The following is a 19,930-nucleotide window of genomic DNA, read 5'->3' on the forward strand; positions in this document are numbered from 1 at the left end:
GATTGTTGCTCTTGTTACTGTAATGGAATTGAACATGGCCGCGAATTGGGCCCCCGACAGCTGGACCCGGCACGAAGCGCGTCAGCTACCCACCTACCCCGACGCCGCACGACTGACGGAGGCGACCGATCGCCTGTCGAGCTTCCCGCCGCTGGTGTTCGCGGGCGAGGCGCGCAACCTGACGACCGATCTCGCCAAGGTGGCGGAGGGCAAGGCGTTCCTGTTGCAGGGCGGCGATTGCGCGGAGAGCTTCGCCGAATTCCACCCCAACAACATTCGCGATACGTTCCGCGTCATCCTTCAGATGGCGGTGGTGCTGACGTTCGCGTCGAAGCTGCCGGTGGTGAAGCTCGGCCGCATGGCGGGGCAATTCGCCAAGCCGCGTTCGGCGGATACCGAGACAATCGGGGGCGTCAAGCTGCCGAGCTACCGCGGCGACAACGTCAACGACATCGCGTTCACGCCCGAATCGCGCGTGCCCGATCCCGAACGGATGGTGCGGGCCTACGCGCAGTCGGCGGCGACGCTCAACCTGCTGCGCGCGTTCGCGCAAGGGGGATACGCCAACCTTCATCAGGTGCATCGCTGGACGCACGATTTCATGGGTCGTAGCCCATGGGCGAAGAAATACGCCGAGACCGCCGACCGCATCGGCGAGGCGCTCGATTTCATGGAAGCGTGCGGGATCAGCCCCGACACGGTCCCGCAATTGTCGCAGACGACCTTTTACACCAGCCACGAGGCACTGCTGCTGCCGTTCGAGCAGGCGATGGCGCGGCAGGATTCGCTGACCGGCGACTGGTACGACACCTCGGCGCACTTCCTGTGGATCGGCGACCGCACCCGCTTCGAGGGCTCGGCGCACGTCGAGTTCCTGCGCGGGATCGGCAACCCGATCGGGGTCAAGTGCGGGCCGAGCCTCGAGCCCGACGCGCTGCTCAGAATGCTCGACACGCTCAATCCGGCGCGCGTGCCCGGTCGCATGACGCTGATCACGCGTTATGGCCACGACAAGATCGAGGCGCACCTCCCCCGGCTGGTGCGCGCCGTGACGCGCGAGGGGCATCCGGTGGTGTGGTCGTGCGACCCGATGCACGGCAACGTGATCAAGGCCGCGAACGGTTACAAGACGAGACCGTTCGACCGCATCCTGGCGGAGGTACGCGGCTTCTTCGCGGTTCACCGTGCCGAGGGCACGCACGCCGGTGGTATCCATGCGGAGATGACCGGGCAGAATGTGACCGAGTGCACCGGTGGCGCGATCGACGTGACCGAACAGAGCCTGGCCGATCGCTACCACACGCATTGCGATCCGCGGTTGAACGCCGGACAGAGCCTGGAACTCGCGTTCCTGCTGGCCGAAATGCTCAACACCGAAATGGCGGAACGGCGCAAGGCAGCTTGACCCGGTGATAGGCAAGCAGGCGGGCACGATCGTGTTCGCCTGCGCGCCCCGGCAAAAAGGATGCTTGACGCCGTACCTTCGCCACCGTAATTGCGCGCCTCGCACCGCGCACGGCCCCTTCGTCTAGCGGTTAGGACGTCGCCCTCTCACGGCGAAAACACGAGTTCGATTCTCGTAGGGGTCACCAGATTGCCGGCGGTGCGGAAATCAACAGCGATGGAACGCCGGCGCGCTTCGTAGCGGATTGAGCCATGGTGTTCTTTACAGTAGCGAGCGTCGCATGAGTGCAACGATCGCCCTGGTCGACGACGATCGCAATATCCTGACCTCGGTGTCGATCGCACTGCAGGCCGAGGGTTTCCTGACGCGGGTCTACCCGGACGGCGAAGCGGCGCTGAAGGCGCTGATCGAGAACCCGCCCGATCTCGCCATCCTCGACATCAAGATGCCGCGCATGGACGGGCTCGAACTGCTGCGGCGGCTGCGCGAGAAGCAGACCACGCCGGTCATCTTCCTGACGAGCAAGGACGACGAACTGGACGAGGCACTCGGCCTCGCGCTCGGCGCGGACGATTATATCGCCAAGCCGTTCAGCCAACGGCTGCTGATCGCGCGCATACGCGCGATCCTGCGGCGCACCGAGTTGTCAGCCGGACACGATGCCGATCAGACCGAGGCGAACGGCCCGATCGAGCGTGGGCGGCTGGTGATGGACCCGGCACGCCACCGCGTGTCGTGGAGCGGAACGCCTGTCACGTTGACGGTGACCGAGTTCCTGATCCTCGAAACGCTCGCGCAGCGTCCCGGCATCGTCAAGACGCGCAACCAGTTGATGGACGCGGCCTATCAGGACGACATCTACGTCGACGACCGCACGATCGATTCGCACATCAAGCGCGTGCGCCGCAAATTCCGCGAGGTCGACGCCGACTTCGACTCGATCGAAACGCTGTATGGCGCCGGCTACCGCTTCTCCGAGGAGTGATCCGCTCGATCCTGCGCTGCGCTGGTCGGATCAGGTATCGCTGACGCCGCGCATCCTGGCAGTCAACGTGTTCGCGTTGCTGCTGCTGGGCGGCGGGTTCTTCTATCTCGATTCGTTCCGCACCCGGATTTTGGACAGCCGCGTCATGCAGATGCAGCGCGAGGCGGGGCTGATGGCGGAGGCGCTCGCGGCGGCACCCGCACCCGCCCGCGCCGCGGTGCTGACGCGGCTGGCGCGCGACACCGGGGCGCGGTTGCAATTGCTCGACCCACAGGATCGCGTCCTGCTCGACAGCGAACGGCTGGGGGGACCGGATTTCACCCTCGTCGATCCACGCACCGACGGATTGAGCCAGCGGGCGGCGCGCTGGCTCGACGCAGGGATCGACTCGATCGTGCGTGCGCCTTCGTCGCCTAGCTACGACCCCGCCCGCGTGCCCCCCGACCCGGACATGGCGCGCAACACGCTTGCCTTGTCTGCGACGGTGTGGCGCGCACCCGACCGCACCCCGGTGATCACCGCGGCGGCGGCGCTGCCCGACCGCTCCGCGATCCTGTCGACGATCAATGCGCGCGACATCACCGAGCGGGTCCGCGTCGAGCGGTATCGATTGAGCCTCGTCGTGCTGACCGCGCTCGCGATCTCGATCGCGTTGTCGTTGTTTCTAGCGCGGACGATCGTCGGGCCGCTGCGTCGTCTCGCACGCGCCGCGGTGCGCGTACGGCTGGGGCGCGCGCGCGAAGTCGTTGTCCCGCGTCTGCCCGACCGCCGCGACGAGATCGGCATGCTCGCGCGCGCACTCTCCGACATGAGCCTCGCGTTGCGGGCGCGGATCGACGCGACCGAGGCGTTCGCCGCCGACGTGACCCACGAGCTTAAGAACCCCCTCGCCTCGCTGCGCAGCGCGGTCGACGTGCTCGCACGCGTCGATGATCGCGAGGCGCAGGCGCGACTGCTGACCATCGTCGCCGACGACGTCCACCGGCTCGACCGGCTGATCAGCGATATCTCGGATGCGTCACGGCTCGACGCGCAGTTGAGCCGCGCCAAGTTCGAGCGGATCGACCTCGTCGCGATGATCGAGGGGCTGCTGGCGCAGCGTGCGCAGCGCGGATCGACGCGCGGCATTCGACTGCACCTCGATCTGCTGCCCGACGCGCATGCGCCGGTCATGGCGGAGGGGATGCGGCTGGAGCGGGTGTTCGACAATCTCCTCGACAACGCGCTCTCCTTCTCGCCCGACGGCGGCGTCGTCTCCATCGCGTTGCGCCGCGTCGACGGCGACGTCGAGGTCCGAGTCGAGGACGAGGGACCGGGCGTCCCCGAGGAGGCGCGAGAGGCGATCTTCCGCCGCTTTCACTCGGTCCGCCCAAGCGAGGAAGCGTTCGGCAGGCATTCGGGGCTGGGCTTGGCGATCGCGCGGACCATCGTCGAGGCGCATCAGGGGAGCATTGCGGTCGAGAGCCGCGAGGATCGTCTGAGCGGGGCGCGCTTCGTCGTGCGCCTGCCGGTGGCCGAGGACGAGGAGCCCTCGTGAACGACGCGGTGGCCGGCACGCGGATGCACGCCACCACGGTGGCCATCGACGGTCGCGGCGTGATGCTGCTCGGCGCGTCGGGGGCTGGAAAATCCGACCTCGCGCTACGGCTGATCGACCGCGGCGCGGTGTTGGTCAGCGACGATTATACCGATCTCCGTCGCGTCGGCGACACGCTGGTTGCCTCGCCGCCCGCGACCATCGCGGGAAAGATCGAGATCAGGGGGCTCGGCATCGTTGAACGGGCATTTGCGCCCTCCACCGCGATCGAATTGGTGATATGCCTGGGCGATGAGATCGAACGCATGCCCGAGCCACGCTGGCGCACGATCGCGGGGGTGGGCGTGCGAGAAATGGTGATCGATCCGCGGCCCGCCTCCGCTCCGATCAAGGTCGAATATGCGCTCCGCGTCCCGCCTGCCGAGCGGGTGGCGTGACGATGCAGGTGCTGCTGGTCGTCGGCATGTCGGGCGCGGGCAAGTCAACCGTGCTCAGAACGCTCGAGGACATTGGGTGGGAGACGGTCGACAATCTGCCGATCACGCTGCTGATGCGCTTTCTGCACGGGACGCAGCGCGAGGCGGGTGCGAGCAACCGTCCGCTCGCGCTCGGCTTCGGCGCGCGGACGCGTGACTTCGATCCCGACGCGTTCATCACGCAGGTTGCGGCGCTGCGCGAACGCGCCGACCTCGACATCGGACTGCTGTTCCTCGATTGCTCAAGCGACGAACTCGCGCGGCGATACGCCGAGACCCGCAGGCGCCATCCGATGGCGGAGGATCGCCCGGTACGCGACGGCATCATCGCCGAGCGCGGTCTGCTCGCGCCGCTCAGGCGGTGGGCCAATCGGCTGATCGATACGACCGACCTGAAGGCGAACGCGCTGGCGCATCAGGTCCGCACGCTGTTCGGGCGCCACGTCGAGGCGGGCACGACGCTGACGATCGAGTCGTTCGGCTTCTCGCGCGGGGTACCGCCCGAGGCCGACCTGATGTTCGACATGCGGTTCCTGCGCAATCCGCATTGGGAGCCGGCGTTGCGGCCGAGGACGGGACGCGATCCCGCAGTCGCCGCCTATATCGCCGACGATCCGGCCTACGAAGAGGCTGTTTCGCGGATCGAGGACCTGCTGCTGCTGCTGCTGCCGCGATACCGGGCGGAGGGAAAGCCCTATGTTACGGTCGCGTTCGGGTGTACCGGGGGGAAACATCGATCGGTGCACGTGACGGAACGAGTGGCGGCACGGTTGCGAAACGCGGGGTTTTCGCCCACCGTTCTGCATCGCGATTTGGCGGCGGCGCCGCAGGACACGCTTGAGGGGCGACCGCAGGGTCAATGAACGGTAAGTCAATGCAGATCATCGGGCTGGTGCTCGTCACGCATGGCCGCCTGGCCGACGAATTCGTCACCGCGATGGAACATGTCGTCGGCCCGCAGAAGCAGGTACAGACCGTCGCGATCGGACCTGACGACGACATGGAGGTTCGCCGCGCCGACATCGCGCAGGCGATCGCCGACGTCGACGGCGGGCGCGGCGTGATTGTGCTGACCGATCTGTTCGGCGGCACGCCGTCCAATCTCGCGATCTCGCTGATGGAGCGCGGGCGGATCGAGGTCATCGCCGGCATCAACCTACCGATGCTGATCCGGCTCGAATCGGCGCGCAAGTCGATGTCGGTCGTGGCGGCGGTCGCCGCGGCGCGGGAGGCAGGGCGCAAATATATTTCGGTTGCGTCCGAAGTGCTCGGCGAGGCGGCGGCGTGAGCGCGTCGCGTACCGTCGAGATCACCAACCGCCGCGGGCTGCACGCGCGTGCCAGCGCCAAGTTCGTGACGCTGGCCGCCGGCCAGCCGATCGCGGTCGAGGTGACGCGCGGCGGGTCGAGCGTCACCGGCACGTCGATCATGGGGTTGATGATGCTCGGTGCGGCGAAGGGCGATACGATCACGATTAGCGCCGAGGGCGAGCACGCCGAAGCGGTCGTCGCGACGATGTGTGCGCTGGTCGAGGACAAGTTCGGCGAGGAGTGATCCCGCCGATCAGCGACATCCGATGCCACGCCAGATCACCGCTTATTCCAACCCGCTGATCAAGCAGGTCCGCGACCTGCGCGACAAGCGCCATCGCCGCGAACAGGGCATGTTCCTGGCCGAAGGGCTGCGTATCCTGACCGAGGCGCGGGAGACGGGACGCGTGCCGCGCTACCTGTTCTTCGCCGCCGCCTCCGCCGCACATCCGCTGGTGGTCGCGTTGATCGACGCGGTCGAGGCGTCGGGCGGCGACGCGATCGAGACGACGCCCGATATCCTGTCCAAGCTGTCGGGCAAGGATAATCCGCAAGCGGTGGTCGGCGTGTTCGCCGCGTTCGAGACGCCGCTCTCTGCGCTCGACCGGACGACCGCGCCGATCTGGCTGGTCGCCGAGCGACTGCGCGATCCGGGCAACCTCGGCACGATCCTGCGCACCGGCGACGCAGTCGGTGCGGGCGGGTTGATCCTGATCGGCGAGTGCGTCGATCCCTTCTCGGTTGAGGCGGTGCGCGCCAGCATGGGGGCGCTGTTCACCGTACCGATCGTGCGGACCGACTGGGCGCCGTTCCTGGCGTGGCTGCGCGGCGGCCCCGGGCAGCTCGTCGGGCTCAGTCTTCAGACCGAGCACGATTATCGCAGCGCCGAATATGCCGCGCCGACGTTCCTGCTGACGGGCAACGAGGCGCAGGGGCTGCCCGAGGAGTTCGAGGCGGCGTGCGATCTGCTGGTCAAGCTGCCGATGCTGGGCAAGGCCGACAGTCTGAACGCGGCGGTGGCGACCGCGGTGATGGCCTATGAGGTGCTCGCCCGGCATCGCTGAGGCGGCAACGAAGCGCTTGGCCGCGGGTTGTGTGCGCCGTGACCACCGGCTTTCCGACCTTCCTCCGCCTGCCCGCCGCCACGCTCGATGCCCTGCCCCCGACGCCGATCGTGGTCATGGGTGCGGCGGAGGCGACGCCGTACGATCCGGCCAGACGCAGCCATTCGGCCGATGCGCCCGGCGCGATCCGTGCCGCGTCGCAGCAGTTCGCCGGGCAGGTATCGCAGCATGATTTCGATCTCGACGCGACGTTGCTGGCGAAGGGTGAGAAGCCCGTGACGATCGCGGTCGACGTCGGCGACGTCGTGACCCGGTTGCAGGATGCGGGCGGCAATCGCCATCGCATTGCCGCGGCGGTCGAGGACGTGCTCGCGGCGGGCGCGTTGCCGGTCGTGCTGGGTGGTGACGATTCGGTGCCGATCCCGGTGCTCGCCGGCTATGACGGTTTCGGCCCGGTCACCGTCGTGCAGATCGACGCGCACGTCGACTGGGGCGGGACGATCCAGGACGAGGACAACGGCTATGGCTCGCCGATGCGGCGCGTCGCCGAGATGCCGTGGGTCACGGGCATGCTCCAGGTCGGCATCCGCGGACTGGGCAGCGGCGAGGCGTGGCAGCACGACGATGCGCGCGCGTTCGGCGACCAGATCGTGACCGCGCGCGAGTGGCACCGGCGTGGGGCCGATGCCGTCCTCGACGAACGGCCCCGGGGCGAGCGCTACGTCGTGTCGATCGACTGCGACGGGATCGATCCCGCCGCATTCCCGGCGGTCGCGATGCCGACGCCGGGCGGCCTGACCTACGAAGATTGCCTCGACCTGCTCCATGGCCTTGCGGCGCGTGGGCAGATCGTCGGGCTGATCCTCGCCGAGTACGTACCGAGCCGCGACGACCCGCAGCGGCTGTGCGCGCAGGTCGCGGCACGGCTGGTGACGGTCGCGATCGGGCTGATGCGACGCTGAAGCCTTATTCCGCCGCCGCGTCGTAGCTGAGCTTGGTCAGCGGACGCACCGCCTGCTCACCGACGGGCAGCGACTCGATCGATTTGGTGCCGGTGTCGATGTTGAGCGCCTCGAAGCGGCGCGCGCTGGTCAGCACCTGGCTTTCCAGGCTGCCGACGAAGGAATTGTACGCACCCATCGCGGTGTCGAGGTTCTTGCCGAGCTTGGCGACGTGCCCGCCCATGACGGCGAGCCGACTGTAGAGTTCCTTGCCGAGCGTCGCGATCTCCTGCGCCTGCGCCGCCAGCTTCTCCTGCCGCCACACCGCCGAGACGGTACGCGCGATCGCGATCAGGTTGGTCGGCGTCGCGAGCAGCACGCGGCGGTCGAACGCGTCGTCCCACAGCTTGGGGTCATGTTCGAGCGCGGCACCGAGGAAGTGCTCGCCCGGCACGAACATGATGACGTAATCGGGCGCGTCGTCGAACTGCGTCCAATAGGCCTTGGCACCGAGCGCGTTGACATGGTTGCGCATCGACAGCGCGTGTGCGGCGAGGCCAAGCTGACGCTCGTTCTCGTCCACCGCGCCGAACGCGTCCTGATAAGCGTTCAGCGACACCTTCGCATCGATGATCAGCGACTTGCCGCCCGGAATACGCACGATCGCGTCGGGGCGCAGCCGCGCACCGTCGTCAAGCGCGACGCTGACCTCCATCTGGAAATCGGTGTGCTCGGCGAGACCGCACGATTCGAGTACGTTGCGCAGTTGCTGCTCGCCCCAGCGGCCGCGTGCCTTGGGCGCGTTGCGCAGCGAGTTGACGAGCTTGGCCGCCTCGCTCGACACGCGCTCCTGCCCGGTACGCATCGCCTCGATCTGACCGTGGAGCTGGCCGAACGCGTCGCGACGCTCGGCCTCGATCCGCTGGACGCCTTCCTCGTAGCGCAGCAGCCGATCGTTGACGGGTTGCAGCAGCGCCTTGATCCCCTGCCCCGTCGCTTCCTCACTCTGGCGCAGACGCGCCTCGGCACGGTCTAGGAACTGTTTCTGCGCGTCGCCGAGCGCGGATTGCGCGACTTCCTTGAAGCGCAGGCTCATCTCGTCGGCGGCGTGGCGCAGGTCAGCGATCCGCTGCTCGGCGGCGCGGCCTTCCGCTTCGAGCCGCGAGACGTGGAGGCGGGCATGCTCGCGTTCGTCGCGCGCCTGCGCGAGATCGAGGCGTAGTTGTTCGGCAGCGCGGGCGCGTTCCTCGGCCCCGGCCAGATCGGCGATGGCGCGGCGGAACTGCTCGGCCTGCGCGTCGCGTTCGGCACGCGCGGCGTCGCGCTCGGTGCGGATCGTGTCGCGCTCGGCGGCGACGGCAGTCGCGGCCTGACGCGCGAGGAACCAGCCGAGTGCCGCGCCGACGACGAGCGCGATAAGGGCAATCAGCAATGTCTCGGCCATGCGGCGCTCCGGAAGGTCACAAAGGTCACAGCCCAACGCGGCTGCGCGCACGGGCCTGCGCGCGCGGGGGCGGCGCAGGAGGCGGAACATAGATCGAACGATTGGTGTAGGATAGAGGGTATGTGGGTGACGAGCGCGCCGGAGAAGGGGCAAAGCGACGCCGGATCATCTGCCGCTGGCGGCCGATAACCGACCCTACCCTCTCGCGTTGTCGGGCAAATGGGCGTCATCGCTTCGTCGAGCGCGCGCCCGTCAGCTTCATGCTCTCAAAGGCGGTGGGGGATCAGCCGTTACGGCGCATCTTGTCGAGCTTCTTCATCAACATGCCGCGCTTCAATCGCGAGATATGGTCGGTGAAAAGCACCCCGTTCAGGTGATCGATCTCGTGCTGCATGCACGTCGCCATCAGCCCGTCGAACTCCTGCTCGTGCGACTGGCCATCGGTGTCGAGCCAGCGAACGTGGCAGCGCGCCGGGCGGGTCACCTCGGCATATTGCTCGGGGATCGAGAGGCAGCCCTCGTTGTAGGTCGAGGTTTCCTCGCTGACCGAGAGCAGTTCGGGATTGATGAACGCGTGCGGGTTGCGCGTGCCGCCGGCGTCGGCGTCGGCCTCGTCCCCGGCACCCTCGTCACCCTCGTCACCCTCGGGCCGCTCCTGCAGGTCGATGACGACGATGCGCTGGAGAATGCCGACCTGGCTCGCCGCGAGGCCGATGCCGCGCGCGTCGTACATCGTGTCGAACATGTCGGCGACGATACCGCGTACCTCGTCGGTTACTTCCGCGACAGGTTCGCACACCTTGCGCAGGACGGGATCGGGTACTTCGACGATAGGGAGAATGGCCATGACCGGGGCAGCTAGGTTGCCGTCATTCGGGCGTCAAGCGACAGGGCGCCGCGCGCGCAGCGCCTGCGCGAGCGTTCCCTCGTCGAGATAGTCGAGCTCGCCACCGACGGGCAGACCGTGCGCGAGCTGGGTCAGCCGCACCGGATAGCGCTCCAGTCGGTCGGCGACGTAATGCGCGGTCGTCTGCCCCTCGAGCGTCGCGTTCATCGCGAGCACGACCTCGTCGATCTCGCCCTTCGCAACGCGCGCGACGAGCGGTTCGATCGCCAGATCCTCGGGCCGGACGCCTTCGAGCGCGGACAAACGCCCGCCGAGCACGTGGAAGCGACCGGGGAACAGCCGCGAGCGCTCCAGTGCCCACAGGTCGCTCACGTCCTCGACCACGCAGAGCGATCGGGGATCACGACGCGGGTCGGCGCAGATCGCGCACGGATCGCTGGTGTCGACGTTGCCGCAGGTCGAGCAGGTCGACAGCCGTTCCTCGACCGCGGTCAGCGCGGCGCGCAAGGGGACGAGCGCATTCTCGCGCTTCTTGACCAGGTGCAGCACCGCGCGCCTGGCCGAGCGGGGACCGAAGCCGGGCAGACGGGACAGCGCCTGCGTCAGCGCCTCGATCTCGGGGGATGCCATAGCCGACATATGGCGATCCGCTGCCCCTTGCGCCAGCGTGTGGGGTGACGGCGCACGCGCGATGTGGAAAAGGCGCAGCGATGCGGATCGTCTTCATGGGAACCCCCGACTTCGCGGTGCCGACGCTCGACGCGCTGGTGGAAGCCGGGCACGAGATCGTCGCGGCGTACAGCCAGCCGGCGCGACCGGGCGGGCGGCGCGGGCGCGAACTGGTCGCCTCGCCGGTGCAGCGGCGCGCCGAGGCGCTCGGCATTGCGGTGCGGACGCCCGCGTCGTTGAAGGGCGCGGATGAGCAGGCGGCGTTCGCGGCGCTGAACGCGAACGTTGGCGTGGTCGCCGCCTACGGGCTGATCCTGCCGCAGACGGTGCTGGATGCGCCGCGGCACGGATGCCTGAACGTCCATGGCTCGCTTTTGCCGCGCTGGCGTGGTGCCGCGCCGATCCAGCGCGCGATCATGGCGGGCGATGCCGAGACAGGCGTCGGGATCATGCAGATGGAGGCGGGGCTCGATACCGGGCCGGTGCGGCTGGAGGCGCGCACCCCGATCGCGCGCAAGACCGCGGGCGAGTTGACCACCGAGCTCGCGCAGATGGGCGCGCGGTTGATGGTCGAGGTGCTGGCCGACATGGACGCGCACCCGCCGGTGCCGCAGCCGGGCGATGGCGTCACCTATGCCGCGAAGATCAGCAAGGCGGAGGCGAAGATCGACTGGACGCGGAGCGCGACCGAGATCGAGCGGATGGTACGCGGATTCAATCCGATGCCGGGCGCGTGGTTCGAGGTCGCGGGTGAGCGCGTCAAGCTGCTCGCCGCCGACGTGCTGCCCTTCACCTTTCCCGGCGGCGAGGGCGTGACGGTCGACGCGGCGCTGACGATCGGATGCGGCGACGGTGCGATCCGCCCGACCTTGGTCCAGCGCGCCGGGCGCGGCGTGACGAGCGCGCAGGAGATGCTGCGCGGGTTTCCGGTTTCGTCGGGCACCGAACTCGCGTGACGCGCTTCGCGCTGACGGTCGAGTTCGACGGACGGCCATTCATGGGATGGCAGCGCCAGCCGCATGGGCCCAGCGTGCAGGGCGCGATCGAGGACGCCCTCCAGACTATCACTGGCGAGACGGCGACGGTACACGCGGCGGGGCGGACCGACGCGGGCGTACACGGCCTCGCGATGCGCGCGCACGTCGATGTCGCGAAGGCGATCACGCCGTTCCGGCTGATGGAGGCATTGAACGCGCGGCTCAGGCCGCAACCGGTCGCGGTGCTGGCGTGTGAGGAAGTGGCGGACGACTGGCACGCGCGCTTCTCGTGCCTGGGGCGTTCCTACGAATATCGCATCGTCAATCGCCGCGCGCCGCTGACGTTCGAGCGCGGCCTCGCGTGGCAGGTGCCGCAACCACTCGACGCCGAGGCGATGGACGCGGGCGCGCAGATGCTCGTCGGTCGCCACGACTTCACCACCTTCCGCTCGGTGCATTGCCAGTCGGCGAGCCCGGTCAAGACGCTTTCACGGCTGCGCGTGCGGCGCGAGGGCGACCGCGTGGCGGTGGAGGCGGCGGCGCGGTCGTTCCTCCACCATCAGGTACGCTCGATGGTCGGGTGTCTCGTCCTCGTCGGGCTCGGGCGGTGGAGCACCGCGCGGTTGCGCGAGGCGCTCGAAGCGGCGGACCGCGCGCAGCTCGGCCTCAATGCCCCCCCCGACGGGCTGTTCTTCGTCGACGCGGATTATTGACGCGAGAAGCGCGCGGCGAACTCGGTGTGGGTCGACCAGCGGAACTGGCCGACGGGCACGATCCAGTCGAGCCGATAGCCGCCTTCGCACATGATCTTCGCATCGCGCGCGAAGCTGCTGGGATTGCACGAGACATAAGCGACGCGCGGAACCCGCGCGAGTGCGAGCGCGTCGATCTGCTCGCGCGCGCCGGCGCGTGGCGGGTCGAGCACGATCGCGTCGAAGCGGTCGAGCTCGGCGGTGGTGAGCGGGCGGCGGTAGAGGTCGCGGTGCTCGGTGAAGACCAGCCGCTGCGCGCGGTCGGCACCGGCCTTCAATGACAGGATCGCGTCGCGCCCGCCCTCGGCGGCATAGACGCGGCCAGGCAGCGAGAGAGCGAAGGTGCCGAGCCCCGCGAACAAATCGGCGGTGATGCGCGGAGTACCAATCGCTTCCTGCACGGCGGCGACCAACGCCGCCTCACCCTCACGCGTCGCCTGCAGGAACGCGGAGGGAGGCAGCGGGACCGGCGTGCCGCCGAGCGTCACCGTGACCGCGTCGGGCTCCCAATGCGTCTCGGGGCCGATCCCGTCGTCGAACGCGATCCGCGCGACGCGGTGCGCCTGCGCGAATTCGGTGATCGCGTCGGCGTGCTTGAGCCCGGAGGGCGTCACGCCGGTGATCAGTACGTCGACGCCCTGATCGGCGAGGATCAGGTGGATGTCGAGCCGGCGCCGGGGCTTGAACACGGGCAGCAGCCGCTTGAGCGGACGGACCAGTGCGAACAGTTCGGGCGCGAGCACGTGGCATTCGTGCAGGTCGATCAGCTGGTGGCTCTTCTCGCCCGAGAAGCCGATCACCCCGGCGGGGTCGTAGTGGAGCGTCGCGCGGCGGCGGGTGCGCGGCGGGGAGAGTTGCGGCGCGCGTATATCGGTCGTCAGCCCCTGCGCGGCTAGCGCGCCGGCGATGCGGTCGGTCAGGAAGGCGGACCAGCTCTCGTCATCGAGGTGCTGAAGCTGGCAGCCGCCGCATTCGGGGAAATGGCGGCACGGCGGTGTCTGGTGGTGCGGTCCCGGCGTGATCGTGCCGTCGGGCGCGAGATGGTCGCCGGGGGCGGCGAGACGCACGTGACGGCCGTCGTCGGCCACGCCCTCGCCGCGCGCCGCGACGCGTGTGATGATGCTCATCGCCGCGCCCTAGAGCGATTTGGTCGCGGCGTCACGCGCACCCGCCAGCGCGCGCGCGAGATCGTCGGCGATGAACGCGACGCCGCATTGCCGCGCCGCCTCGCCGTGGAGCCAGACTCCCGCCGCGGCGGCATCGAGCGGATCGAAACCGGTGGCGAGACACGCCGCGATCGCACCCGCGAGCACGTCACCGCTGCCCGCGGTCGAGAGCCAGTTGCTCGCCGCGGACGCGATACGCGCGCGCCCATCGGGCGCGGCGATCACGGTATCGGCGCCCTTGAACACGACGACGGCGTCCGCGGACCGCGCCGCCTCACGCGCGCGATCGAGCTTGCTGCCCTGCCCCTCCCCGAACAGCGCCGCGAATTCGCCCGCGTGCGGGGTCAGGATGAGGGGCGCTCGGCGTGCGCACAGCCGCTCGGGCGTGACGAGGTGGAGCGCGTCGCCGTCGATGACGAGCGGATGGTCGGTGTCAAGCGCCTGCTCGAGCAGCACGCGCATCGCGTCGTCGCGGCCGAGCCCGGGGCCGATCAATAGCGCACCGATCCGCGGGTCGTCGAGCGACTCGTCATCGAGCGGCCGGCGGACGAGCGCGTGCGGCGCGGCGGGGATCGTCGCACCGAGCAGGGCAACGTAACCGGCACCGGCGTGCATCGCCGCGCTCGCTGCCAACTCGGCCGCCCCCGCCATTCGCCCCTTGATGACCGCGACCATGCCGCGGTTGAACTTGTGCGACGCTGGGTTCGGCGAGGGAAGACTGGGAGGCGCTAGCGAGTACGTCGCCGCATCCGCGACGATGCCGATGTCGAGCAGGCGTACCGCGCCGCAGTGCGCGGCGGCGGGTTGCAGCAGATGTGCGGGCTTGAGCGCGCCGAGCGCGAGCGTGATGTCGGCGCATGTCGGGCATCCGAGGAGCGCACCGCTGTCGGAATCGATGCCGCTCGGCAGGTCGATGGCGATCGTCAGGCGCGCCGCGGTCGACAGACGCTTGAGCGACGCAACCGCATCGTCGTCCAGCGCGCGCGTGAGGCCGATGCCGAACAGCGCGTCGACGAGTATGGGAGCAGGCGCGGCAGAGGCAAGCGCCTCGATCGGTCCCGTCCAGGCGTCGCGCGCTTGTCGGGCGCTGTCGGTACGCGGCGCGGCGAGTGCGGCGACGCGGACCGGATGTCCCGCGGCGGCGAGCGTGGTGGCGATCACGTAGCCATCGCCGCCGTTATTTCCCGGGCCGCACAGGACCAGCACCTCGCCACCCGCGGACACGCGCCGGATCGCGTGCGCGCACGCCTCCCCTGCGCGCCGCATCATGGCGAATGGCTCGTCGCCGCCTGCGAAGGCGCGTGCCTCCGCCGCACGCATCTCGGCCGCGGTCAGGACGGCAGCGCCCGCGACCGGCGTCACTTCGCGGCCGCGCCCCTGATGGTCGCGGGCAAGCGGTAGATGTCGTCGCCGAGCGCGACCTCGATCTCGTTCGCGCCCACCAGCGTCACCTGCGCTGGCAGCGCGCCATCGGCGGCGACGACGCCGCGCCCGTCCCTGGTGACGAGCAGCCGGCGGAACCCGCCATCGGGGTGACGAACCGTCAGGACGAGCCCGCGATCGCTTTCCTGCCGCTCGACGCTGCACACGCGCGATAGCGTCGCGGCGGAACCGACCGCGCAATTGATCAACCCGTCATCGGCCGCTTCCTGATCCTGCACTGCCTCGACGTTCGCGAGCACCTGCGTGTTCGCGGTCTGCTCGGGCGAACAGGCCGCGGCGAGCATCGCAAACAGGATCGCGCTAGATGTCCGCGTAGACATGCGTCTCGGCTTTCGCGCCGGGATGGGTGACAGCGCCCTTGTAGGCGGGACCGACGTTCTGGGCATAGCGCCACAATGCGCCTGAGCCATAGTCGTTGCGCCGCGCCTGCCAGCGCGCGCGGCGATCGGCGAGCACGTCGTCGGCGACGAGCAGGTCGATCGTGCCTGACTCGGCATCGATGCGGATCGTGTCGCCGTCCTCGACCAGCGCGATGGGGCCACCGTCCGCCGCCTCGGGTCCGACGTGGCCGATGCAGAAGCCGCGCGTCGCGCCCGAGAAGCGGCCATCGGTGATGAGGGCGACCTTCTCGCCCATGCCGAGGCCGTAGAGCGCCGCAGTGGTCGACAGCATCTCGCGCATGCCGGGACCGCCCTTCGGCCCCTCGTAACGGATGACGACGACCTCGCCTTCGCGGATCGCGCGTGCCTCGACCGCGGCGAAGGCGTCCTCCTCGCAATCGAAGCAGCGCGCGGGCCCTTCGAAGTGGAGCCGGTGCATGCCGGCGACCTTCACGATCGCACCGTCGGGGGCGAGGCTGCCGCGCAGGCCGACGACGCCGCCGGTCGGGGTGATCGGCGCGCGCGCGTCGTAGATCACCTTCTGATCGGGGTTCCACGTCACCTGGTCGATGTTCTCGGCGAGCGTGCGGCCGGTGACGGTCAGGCAATCCCCGTGGAGCAACCCTTCCGCCAGCAGCGTCTTCATCAGCATGTAGACACCGCCCGCCTCGTACATGTCCTTGGCGACGTATTTTCCGCCGGGTTTGAGGTCGGCGATATAGGGCGTCGTCTTGAAGATCTCGGCGACGTCGAACAGGTCGAATTCGATCCCCGCCTCGTGCGCCATCGCTGGCAGATGCAGCGCGCCGTTGGTCGAGCCGCCGGTTGCGGCGACAATGCGCGCGGCATTCTCGAACGCCTCGCGCGTGCAGATGTCGCGCGGGCGGATGTTGGCGGCGAGCAATTCCATCACCTGCGCGCCTGCCGCGACCGCGATCTGCTCGCGCGAGGTATAAGGTGCCGGCACCATGTTGCTGTTGGGCAACGACAAACCGATCGCCTCGCCGACGCAGGCCATGGTGTTGGCGGTATATTGCCCGCCGCACGCACCGTGGCCGGGACACGCGACCTTCTCGAGCGCGTGCACCTCGCTGATCGGGCAGGCGCCCGCGGCGTAGCGGCCGACAACCTCGAACACGTCGACGACGGTGACGTCACGGTCCTCGAACCGGCCCGGCAGGATCGATCCGCCGTAGACGAAGATCGACGGCACGTTGAGCCGGAGCATCGCCATCATCATGCCCGGCAGCGACTTATCGCACCCCGCGAAACCGACCAGGGCGTCGTAGCAATGCCCGCGCACGGAAAGCTCGACCGAGTCGGCGATCACCTCGCGGCTGACGAGGCTCGACTTCATCCCCTGATGCCCCATCGCGATCCCGTCTGTGACGGTGATCGTGTTGAAGCGGCGCGGCATGCCCCCGCCCTGTTCCACCCCGCGGCGCGCCGCATCGGCCTGCGCATCGAGCGTCGTGTTGCACGGCGCGCTGTCGTTGCCCGCGGAGGCGAGCGCCACGAACGGACGCGCGATCTCCTCCTCTGAAAGCCCCATCGCGTAGTAATAGCTGCGGTGCGGCGCGCGCTCGGGACCGACCGAGACGTGGCGGCTCGGCAGGCGGTTCTTGTCGAAACGGGTGGTCATGCCGCGCGCTATGCTGCGCGTGCGCAAGCTATGGCAAGGCTAGATGCGAAGATTTGTCAGAAAAGTTCGCGGGCCGTGCGGTGCGACCGGATCAACCGAGTTGCGCGAGCGCTTGCTCGACCCCTTCCATCGTGTACGGCTTGGGCAGCATCGGCCGATCGCGATACTCGGGCGCAATATCCTCGCCACCGCCGCCGCTCGCGAAGACGAAGGGGATGTTCTTCGCCGCCAGTGCTTCCGCGATCGCGAAGCTCTTCTCGCCACCGCGGAGATTGACGTCGAGGATCGCCGCGTCGAGCTCGCCCTCCGCCACCATCGGCAGCGCCGCCGCGACGCTGTCGGCGGTGCCCGCGTGCTGGCGGTCGAGCGCGTCGAGGAAGTCCTCGAGCATCATCGCGATCAGCGGTTCGTCTTCGACCAGGAGCACGCGCATCGTCATTCCACCTTGCCATAACGCGCGCGCAGGTGAGCGCAACCTCGGGCGTTATCGTCTTGATCCACGTCAACCATTCGCGAGCGCGTCGCGCGCGGCCTCGGCGAGCTGCTGGACCGAGAAGGGTTTGGGCAGGAATGCTACGTGATCGAGGTCGATCGAGCGGCGCAACTGCTCCTCGGCGTAGCCCGACATGAACAGGATCGGGATGTCGGGGTAGCGCTGCCGCACCGCGCGTGCGAGCGTCGGGCCGTCCATCACCGGCATCATCACGTCCGACACGATCAGGCTCGGCCGTTCGGCGGTTTCGAGCAGTTCGAGCGCGGCCTCTCCGTGATCGGCGGCGAGCACGGTATAACCCTGCCGCGTCAGCGCGCGCTCGGCGATGGCGCGGACCATGTCCTCGTCCTCGACCAGCAGGATCGTGCCACTGCCCCAGGTGTCGGTCGGCTTGGTGCGCACGGTCGCGCGCGGGGCGGCACTCTCCTCGCCCGCGGCGTGGACGGGGAAATAGATTGTGAAGGTCGCACCCTGACCGGGGCGCGAATCCGCGAAAATGTATCCGCCCGACTGTTTGACGATCCCGTAAACCGTCGAGAGGCCGAGCCCGGTGCCCTTGCCCACCTCCTTGGTGGTGAAGAACGGCTCGAAGATCTTGGGCAACACCTCGGGCGGGATGCCGGTGCCGGTATCGGTGATCTCCAGCGCGGTATAATCGCCGAGCGGCATGATATCGGTGCCGCGTGCGCGCACCTCGGCGATCGTCGCGGCGCGCGTCTGGATCGTGACGCGTCCGCCGCCGCCGGTCGCGCCCGGGCCCTTCGTCAGCATCGCGTCGCGCGCGTTGACCGCCAGGTTGACGACGACCTGTTCGAGCTGGCCCGGATCGGCCCGGACTGCGCCGAGATCGCGACCGTGCTTGACCTCGAGCACCACCGTCTCGCCGAGGAGGCGGCGCAGCAGGGTCGATACTTCCGACACCACGTCGGGCAGTTGCAGCACCTGTGGGCGCAGCGTCTGCTGGCGCGAGAAGGCGAGCAACTGCCGCGTCAGGCTCGCCGCGCGGTTGGAATTGGCGCGGATCTGCTGGATGTCGTCGTAATCGCTGTCGCCGGGCGAATGGCGCATCAGCATCAGGTCGCAGTGACCGATGATCGCGGTCAGAATGTTGTTGAAATCGTGCGCGACACCGCCCGCGAGCTGGCCGACCGCCTGCATCTTGGTCGCCTGCGCGACCTCGCGCTTGAGGCGGTTCTCCTCGCCATTCTCCTTGAACGACAGCAGCACCGAGGCACCACCGAAGCCGCGCGTGGCGGCGATCGAAAGCGCAACGGGTTCGTCGGGGTGTCCCTTCAACCGGATGGCGAGGTCGGCCGACTGCGCGCCCCCGGTGGTGAAACGCCGCACCGCGTCGGCGACCGCGGCCTTGTCCTCTCGAACGACGAGGTCGCCGGGATAGAGCGGCGGCGCGGCTGGCTCGGCGGCGGCCATGCGGGCGAAAGCGGCGTTCATGGCAATGAACCTCCCCTCGCGGTCGACCAACGCGAGGCCGAAGGGGATGACCGACAGGAGCGTCTGCACGTCCTGCGGGTTGCCGACCGCGGGGGCGCTACCGAGGTCATCGATCAGCGCGACGAGCATCGGCGTCCCCTCCCCGCTGCCGAGCGCGACCTGGAGCAGGCGGAGCGGCGCCGCCTCCTCGTCGCGGGTGAAGTGGACGGTGCCGTGCGCGTCGCCGACGAGGAGCTCGGCGAGGTCGTGACCCGCGATCGCGGCATCGGCCCGCCCGAGCGCGCGCGCGCACAGCACGCGGTTGCCCGCGACGACGCGGCCCGCGGGATCCATCAGCGCGGCCATGACCCCGGCCTCCCCCAGCCGGTCGCCGAGCGTGCCGGCCAGTTCGCGCGCGAGATCGCCGAGCGTGTCGACCGCGCGCTGCCCGGCGAAGCGCCAGACGAGGTGATCGCCCGCGTGGCCCGAGCGCGTCACCTCGACCGAGAGCGGCGCCCCCGCGACCTCGATCCGCGCGAGCGTCGCCTGACCATCGCGCCACGCATCGCGCCCGGCCGCAGTCAGCCGCACGAGATCGGCGTCGGAGACCGAGAGCGCGGGCGGCGTCGGGAAACCGTCGCACAGCGTTTCGTACGCCGCATTGGCGCAGACGAGATGCCCGCTGCGCCCCGTCACCGCGACCGCGTCGGCGTTGCTGCCCGCCAGTGCGGCGGCGAGCGACCAGTCGGTCACCGGTTCCACCACGGGTGATTTGGCAAAGGCGACGCGCAGGCCGATTGCGACGCCCATGATCACCACCGCCGCGGCGAGGAAGCCTGCCGCGACGACGATGCTGCCGATCAGCCACAGCACGAGGCCGCCCGCCACCGCCCCGGCGGCGAGCGCGATCAGCAGCGCGGCGCGCGGGCCGCCCGCTATCCCTGATCCCCCTGCGCGCATCGACGCGT

Annotated in this window: 20 protein-coding genes and 1 tRNA gene; 12 read left to right on the forward strand and 9 right to left on the reverse strand. The window is 69.2% G+C overall.

Features of this window, described 5'->3' with window-relative positions; genetic code table 11:
* Positions 1–34 precede the first annotated feature (34 nt).
* The 10 genes from KZ810_RS09460 to KZ810_RS09505 all read left to right on the forward strand — a co-directional run bounded on the left by KZ810_RS09460 (position 35) and on the right by KZ810_RS09505 (position 7,739).
* Positions 35–1,405, forward strand: coding sequence for a class II 3-deoxy-7-phosphoheptulonate synthase (locus tag KZ810_RS09460; RefSeq protein WP_219768836.1), 1,371 nt, complete (start codon positions 35–37; stop codon positions 1,403–1,405).
* 112 nt (positions 1,406–1,517) lie between these two features.
* Positions 1,518–1,592, forward strand: a tRNA-Glu gene (locus KZ810_RS09465).
* Between the two features lie 93 nt (positions 1,593–1,685).
* Positions 1,686–2,390, forward strand: coding sequence for a response regulator transcription factor (locus tag KZ810_RS09470; protein WP_219768837.1), 705 nt, complete (start codon positions 1,686–1,688; stop codon positions 2,388–2,390).
* Positions 2,359–3,927 (forward strand): ATP-binding protein, encoded by a 1,569-nt coding sequence (locus KZ810_RS09475; RefSeq protein WP_219768838.1) that lies wholly within the window; start codon positions 2,359–2,361, stop codon positions 3,925–3,927. The genes KZ810_RS09470 and KZ810_RS09475 overlap by 32 nt, the downstream gene beginning before the upstream one ends.
* On the forward strand, positions 3,924–4,364 hold the full coding sequence (locus tag KZ810_RS09480; protein ID WP_308461527.1) for an HPr kinase/phosphorylase: 441 nt from the start codon (positions 3,924–3,926) through the stop codon (positions 4,362–4,364). The genes KZ810_RS09475 and KZ810_RS09480 overlap by 4 nt, the downstream gene beginning before the upstream one ends.
* A gap of 2 nt (positions 4,365–4,366) precedes the next feature.
* Positions 4,367–5,266, forward strand: a complete 900-nt coding sequence (gene rapZ / locus KZ810_RS09485) for an RNase adapter RapZ (protein ID WP_219769070.1) — start codon at positions 4,367–4,369, stop codon at positions 5,264–5,266.
* A 17-nt stretch (positions 5,267–5,283) separates the two neighbouring features.
* Positions 5,284–5,691: a PTS sugar transporter subunit IIA gene (locus tag KZ810_RS09490; RefSeq protein WP_219769071.1), complete on the forward strand. Its 408-nt coding sequence runs from the start codon at positions 5,284–5,286 to the stop codon at positions 5,689–5,691.
* Entirely contained in the window at positions 5,688–5,957 is a 270-nt protein-coding gene (locus tag KZ810_RS09495; protein WP_219768839.1) for an HPr family phosphocarrier protein, read from the forward strand. Before KZ810_RS09490 ends, KZ810_RS09495 begins: the two co-directional genes overlap by 4 nt.
* Positions 5,958–5,979: 22 nt before the next feature.
* Positions 5,980–6,777: a TrmH family RNA methyltransferase gene (locus KZ810_RS09500; RefSeq protein ID WP_219768840.1), complete on the forward strand. Its 798-nt coding sequence runs from the start codon at positions 5,980–5,982 to the stop codon at positions 6,775–6,777.
* A 38-nt stretch (positions 6,778–6,815) separates the two neighbouring features.
* Entirely contained in the window at positions 6,816–7,739 is a 924-nt protein-coding gene (locus KZ810_RS09505; RefSeq protein ID WP_219768841.1) for an arginase family protein, read from the forward strand.
* A 4-nt stretch (positions 7,740–7,743) separates the two neighbouring features.
* On the opposite strand, the gene KZ810_RS09510 is transcribed toward KZ810_RS09505, so the two are convergent.
* The 3 genes from KZ810_RS09510 to recR form a co-directional block, all read right to left on the reverse strand.
* A complete protein-coding gene (locus KZ810_RS09510; RefSeq protein ID WP_219768842.1) occupies positions 7,744–9,162 on the reverse strand; it encodes a DNA recombination protein RmuC in 1,419 nt (472 codons plus the stop codon).
* Positions 9,163–9,445: 283 nt separating this feature from the next.
* Positions 9,446–10,009 (reverse strand): peptide deformylase, encoded by a 564-nt coding sequence (gene def / locus KZ810_RS09515; protein ID WP_219768843.1) that lies wholly within the window; start codon positions 10,007–10,009, stop codon positions 9,446–9,448.
* 33 nt (positions 10,010–10,042) lie between these two features.
* A complete protein-coding gene (recR, locus tag KZ810_RS09520) occupies positions 10,043–10,639 on the reverse strand; it encodes a recombination mediator RecR (RefSeq protein WP_219769072.1) in 597 nt (198 codons plus the stop codon).
* A gap of 80 nt (positions 10,640–10,719) precedes the next feature.
* Here recR and fmt point away from each other — a divergent pair, with 80 nt between their 5' ends.
* Complete coding sequence (gene fmt / locus KZ810_RS09525) at positions 10,720–11,634, forward strand: methionyl-tRNA formyltransferase (protein ID WP_219768844.1); 915 nt, start codon at positions 10,720–10,722, stop codon at positions 11,632–11,634.
* A complete protein-coding gene (gene truA, locus KZ810_RS09530; RefSeq protein WP_219768845.1) occupies positions 11,631–12,368 on the forward strand; it encodes a tRNA pseudouridine(38-40) synthase TruA in 738 nt (245 codons plus the stop codon). Before fmt ends, truA begins: the two co-directional genes overlap by 4 nt.
* On the opposite strand, the gene KZ810_RS09535 is transcribed toward truA, so the two are convergent.
* The 6 genes from KZ810_RS09535 to KZ810_RS09560 all read right to left on the reverse strand — a co-directional run bounded on the left by KZ810_RS09535 (position 12,362) and on the right by KZ810_RS09560 (position 19,922).
* Positions 12,362–13,534 (reverse strand): class I SAM-dependent RNA methyltransferase, encoded by a 1,173-nt coding sequence (locus tag KZ810_RS09535; RefSeq protein WP_219768846.1) that lies wholly within the window; start codon positions 13,532–13,534, stop codon positions 12,362–12,364. The two genes, truA and KZ810_RS09535, sit on opposite strands and share 7 nt — an antisense overlap.
* Positions 13,535–13,543: 9 nt before the next feature.
* Positions 13,544–14,935, reverse strand: coding sequence for an NAD(P)H-hydrate dehydratase (locus KZ810_RS09540; protein ID WP_219768847.1), 1,392 nt, complete (start codon positions 14,933–14,935; stop codon positions 13,544–13,546).
* Positions 14,932–15,336, reverse strand: coding sequence for a hypothetical protein (locus KZ810_RS09545; protein ID WP_308461528.1), 405 nt, complete (start codon positions 15,334–15,336; stop codon positions 14,932–14,934). Before KZ810_RS09545 ends, KZ810_RS09540 begins: the two co-directional genes overlap by 4 nt.
* On the reverse strand, positions 15,317–17,038 hold the full coding sequence (ilvD, locus tag KZ810_RS09550; protein WP_219768848.1) for a dihydroxy-acid dehydratase: 1,722 nt from the start codon (positions 17,036–17,038) through the stop codon (positions 15,317–15,319). The genes KZ810_RS09545 and ilvD overlap by 20 nt, the downstream gene beginning before the upstream one ends.
* 91 nt (positions 17,039–17,129) lie before the next feature.
* Positions 17,130–17,477, reverse strand: coding sequence for a response regulator (locus KZ810_RS09555; RefSeq protein WP_219768849.1), 348 nt, complete (start codon positions 17,475–17,477; stop codon positions 17,130–17,132).
* A 63-nt stretch (positions 17,478–17,540) separates the two neighbouring features.
* The gene (locus KZ810_RS09560) at positions 17,541–19,922 is read right to left on the reverse strand and encodes a hybrid sensor histidine kinase/response regulator (RefSeq protein ID WP_219768850.1); all 2,382 of its coding nucleotides are present in this window, start codon (positions 19,920–19,922) and stop codon (positions 17,541–17,543) included.
* Between the last annotated feature and the right edge of the window lie 8 nt (positions 19,923–19,930).

The organism is Sphingomonas citricola, assembly GCF_019429535.1.
Classification (GTDB): domain Bacteria; phylum Pseudomonadota; class Alphaproteobacteria; order Sphingomonadales; family Sphingomonadaceae; genus Sphingomonas; species Sphingomonas citricola.

Bases quoted from the DNA above. Each gene is read 5' to 3' on its own strand.
- KZ810_RS09460 (WP_219768836.1), top strand. From the start codon at position 35: ATGGCCGCGAATTGGGCCCCCGACAGCTGGACCCGGCACGAAGCGCGT.
- KZ810_RS09470 (WP_219768837.1), top strand. From the start codon at position 1,686: ATGAGTGCAACGATCGCCCTGGTCGACGACGATCGCAATATCCTGACC.
- KZ810_RS09475 (WP_219768838.1), top strand. From the start codon at position 2,359: ATGGCGCCGGCTACCGCTTCTCCGAGGAGTGATCCGCTCGATCCTGCG.
- rapZ (WP_219769070.1), top strand. From the start codon at position 4,367: ATGCAGGTGCTGCTGGTCGTCGGCATGTCGGGCGCGGGCAAGTCAACC.
- KZ810_RS09500 (WP_219768840.1), top strand. From the start codon at position 5,980: ATGCCACGCCAGATCACCGCTTATTCCAACCCGCTGATCAAGCAGGTC.
- KZ810_RS09510 (WP_219768842.1), bottom strand. From the start codon at position 9,162: ATGGCCGAGACATTGCTGATTGCCCTTATCGCGCTCGTCGTCGGCGCG.
- def (WP_219768843.1), bottom strand. From the start codon at position 10,009: ATGGCCATTCTCCCTATCGTCGAAGTACCCGATCCCGTCCTGCGCAAG.
- recR (WP_219769072.1), bottom strand. From the start codon at position 10,639: ATGGCATCCCCCGAGATCGAGGCGCTGACGCAGGCGCTGTCCCGTCTG.
- fmt (WP_219768844.1), top strand. From the start codon at position 10,720: ATGCGGATCGTCTTCATGGGAACCCCCGACTTCGCGGTGCCGACGCTC.
- KZ810_RS09535 (WP_219768846.1), bottom strand. From the start codon at position 13,534: ATGAGCATCATCACACGCGTCGCGGCGCGCGGCGAGGGCGTGGCCGAC.
- KZ810_RS09545 (WP_308461528.1), bottom strand. From the start codon at position 15,336: ATGTCTACGCGGACATCTAGCGCGATCCTGTTTGCGATGCTCGCCGCG.
- ilvD (WP_219768848.1), bottom strand. From the start codon at position 17,038: ATGACCACCCGTTTCGACAAGAACCGCCTGCCGAGCCGCCACGTCTCG.
- KZ810_RS09555 (WP_219768849.1), bottom strand. From the start codon at position 17,477: ATGACGATGCGCGTGCTCCTGGTCGAAGACGAACCGCTGATCGCGATG.
- KZ810_RS09560 (WP_219768850.1), bottom strand. From the start codon at position 19,922: ATGCGCGCAGGGGGATCAGGGATAGCGGGCGGCCCGCGCGCCGCGCTG.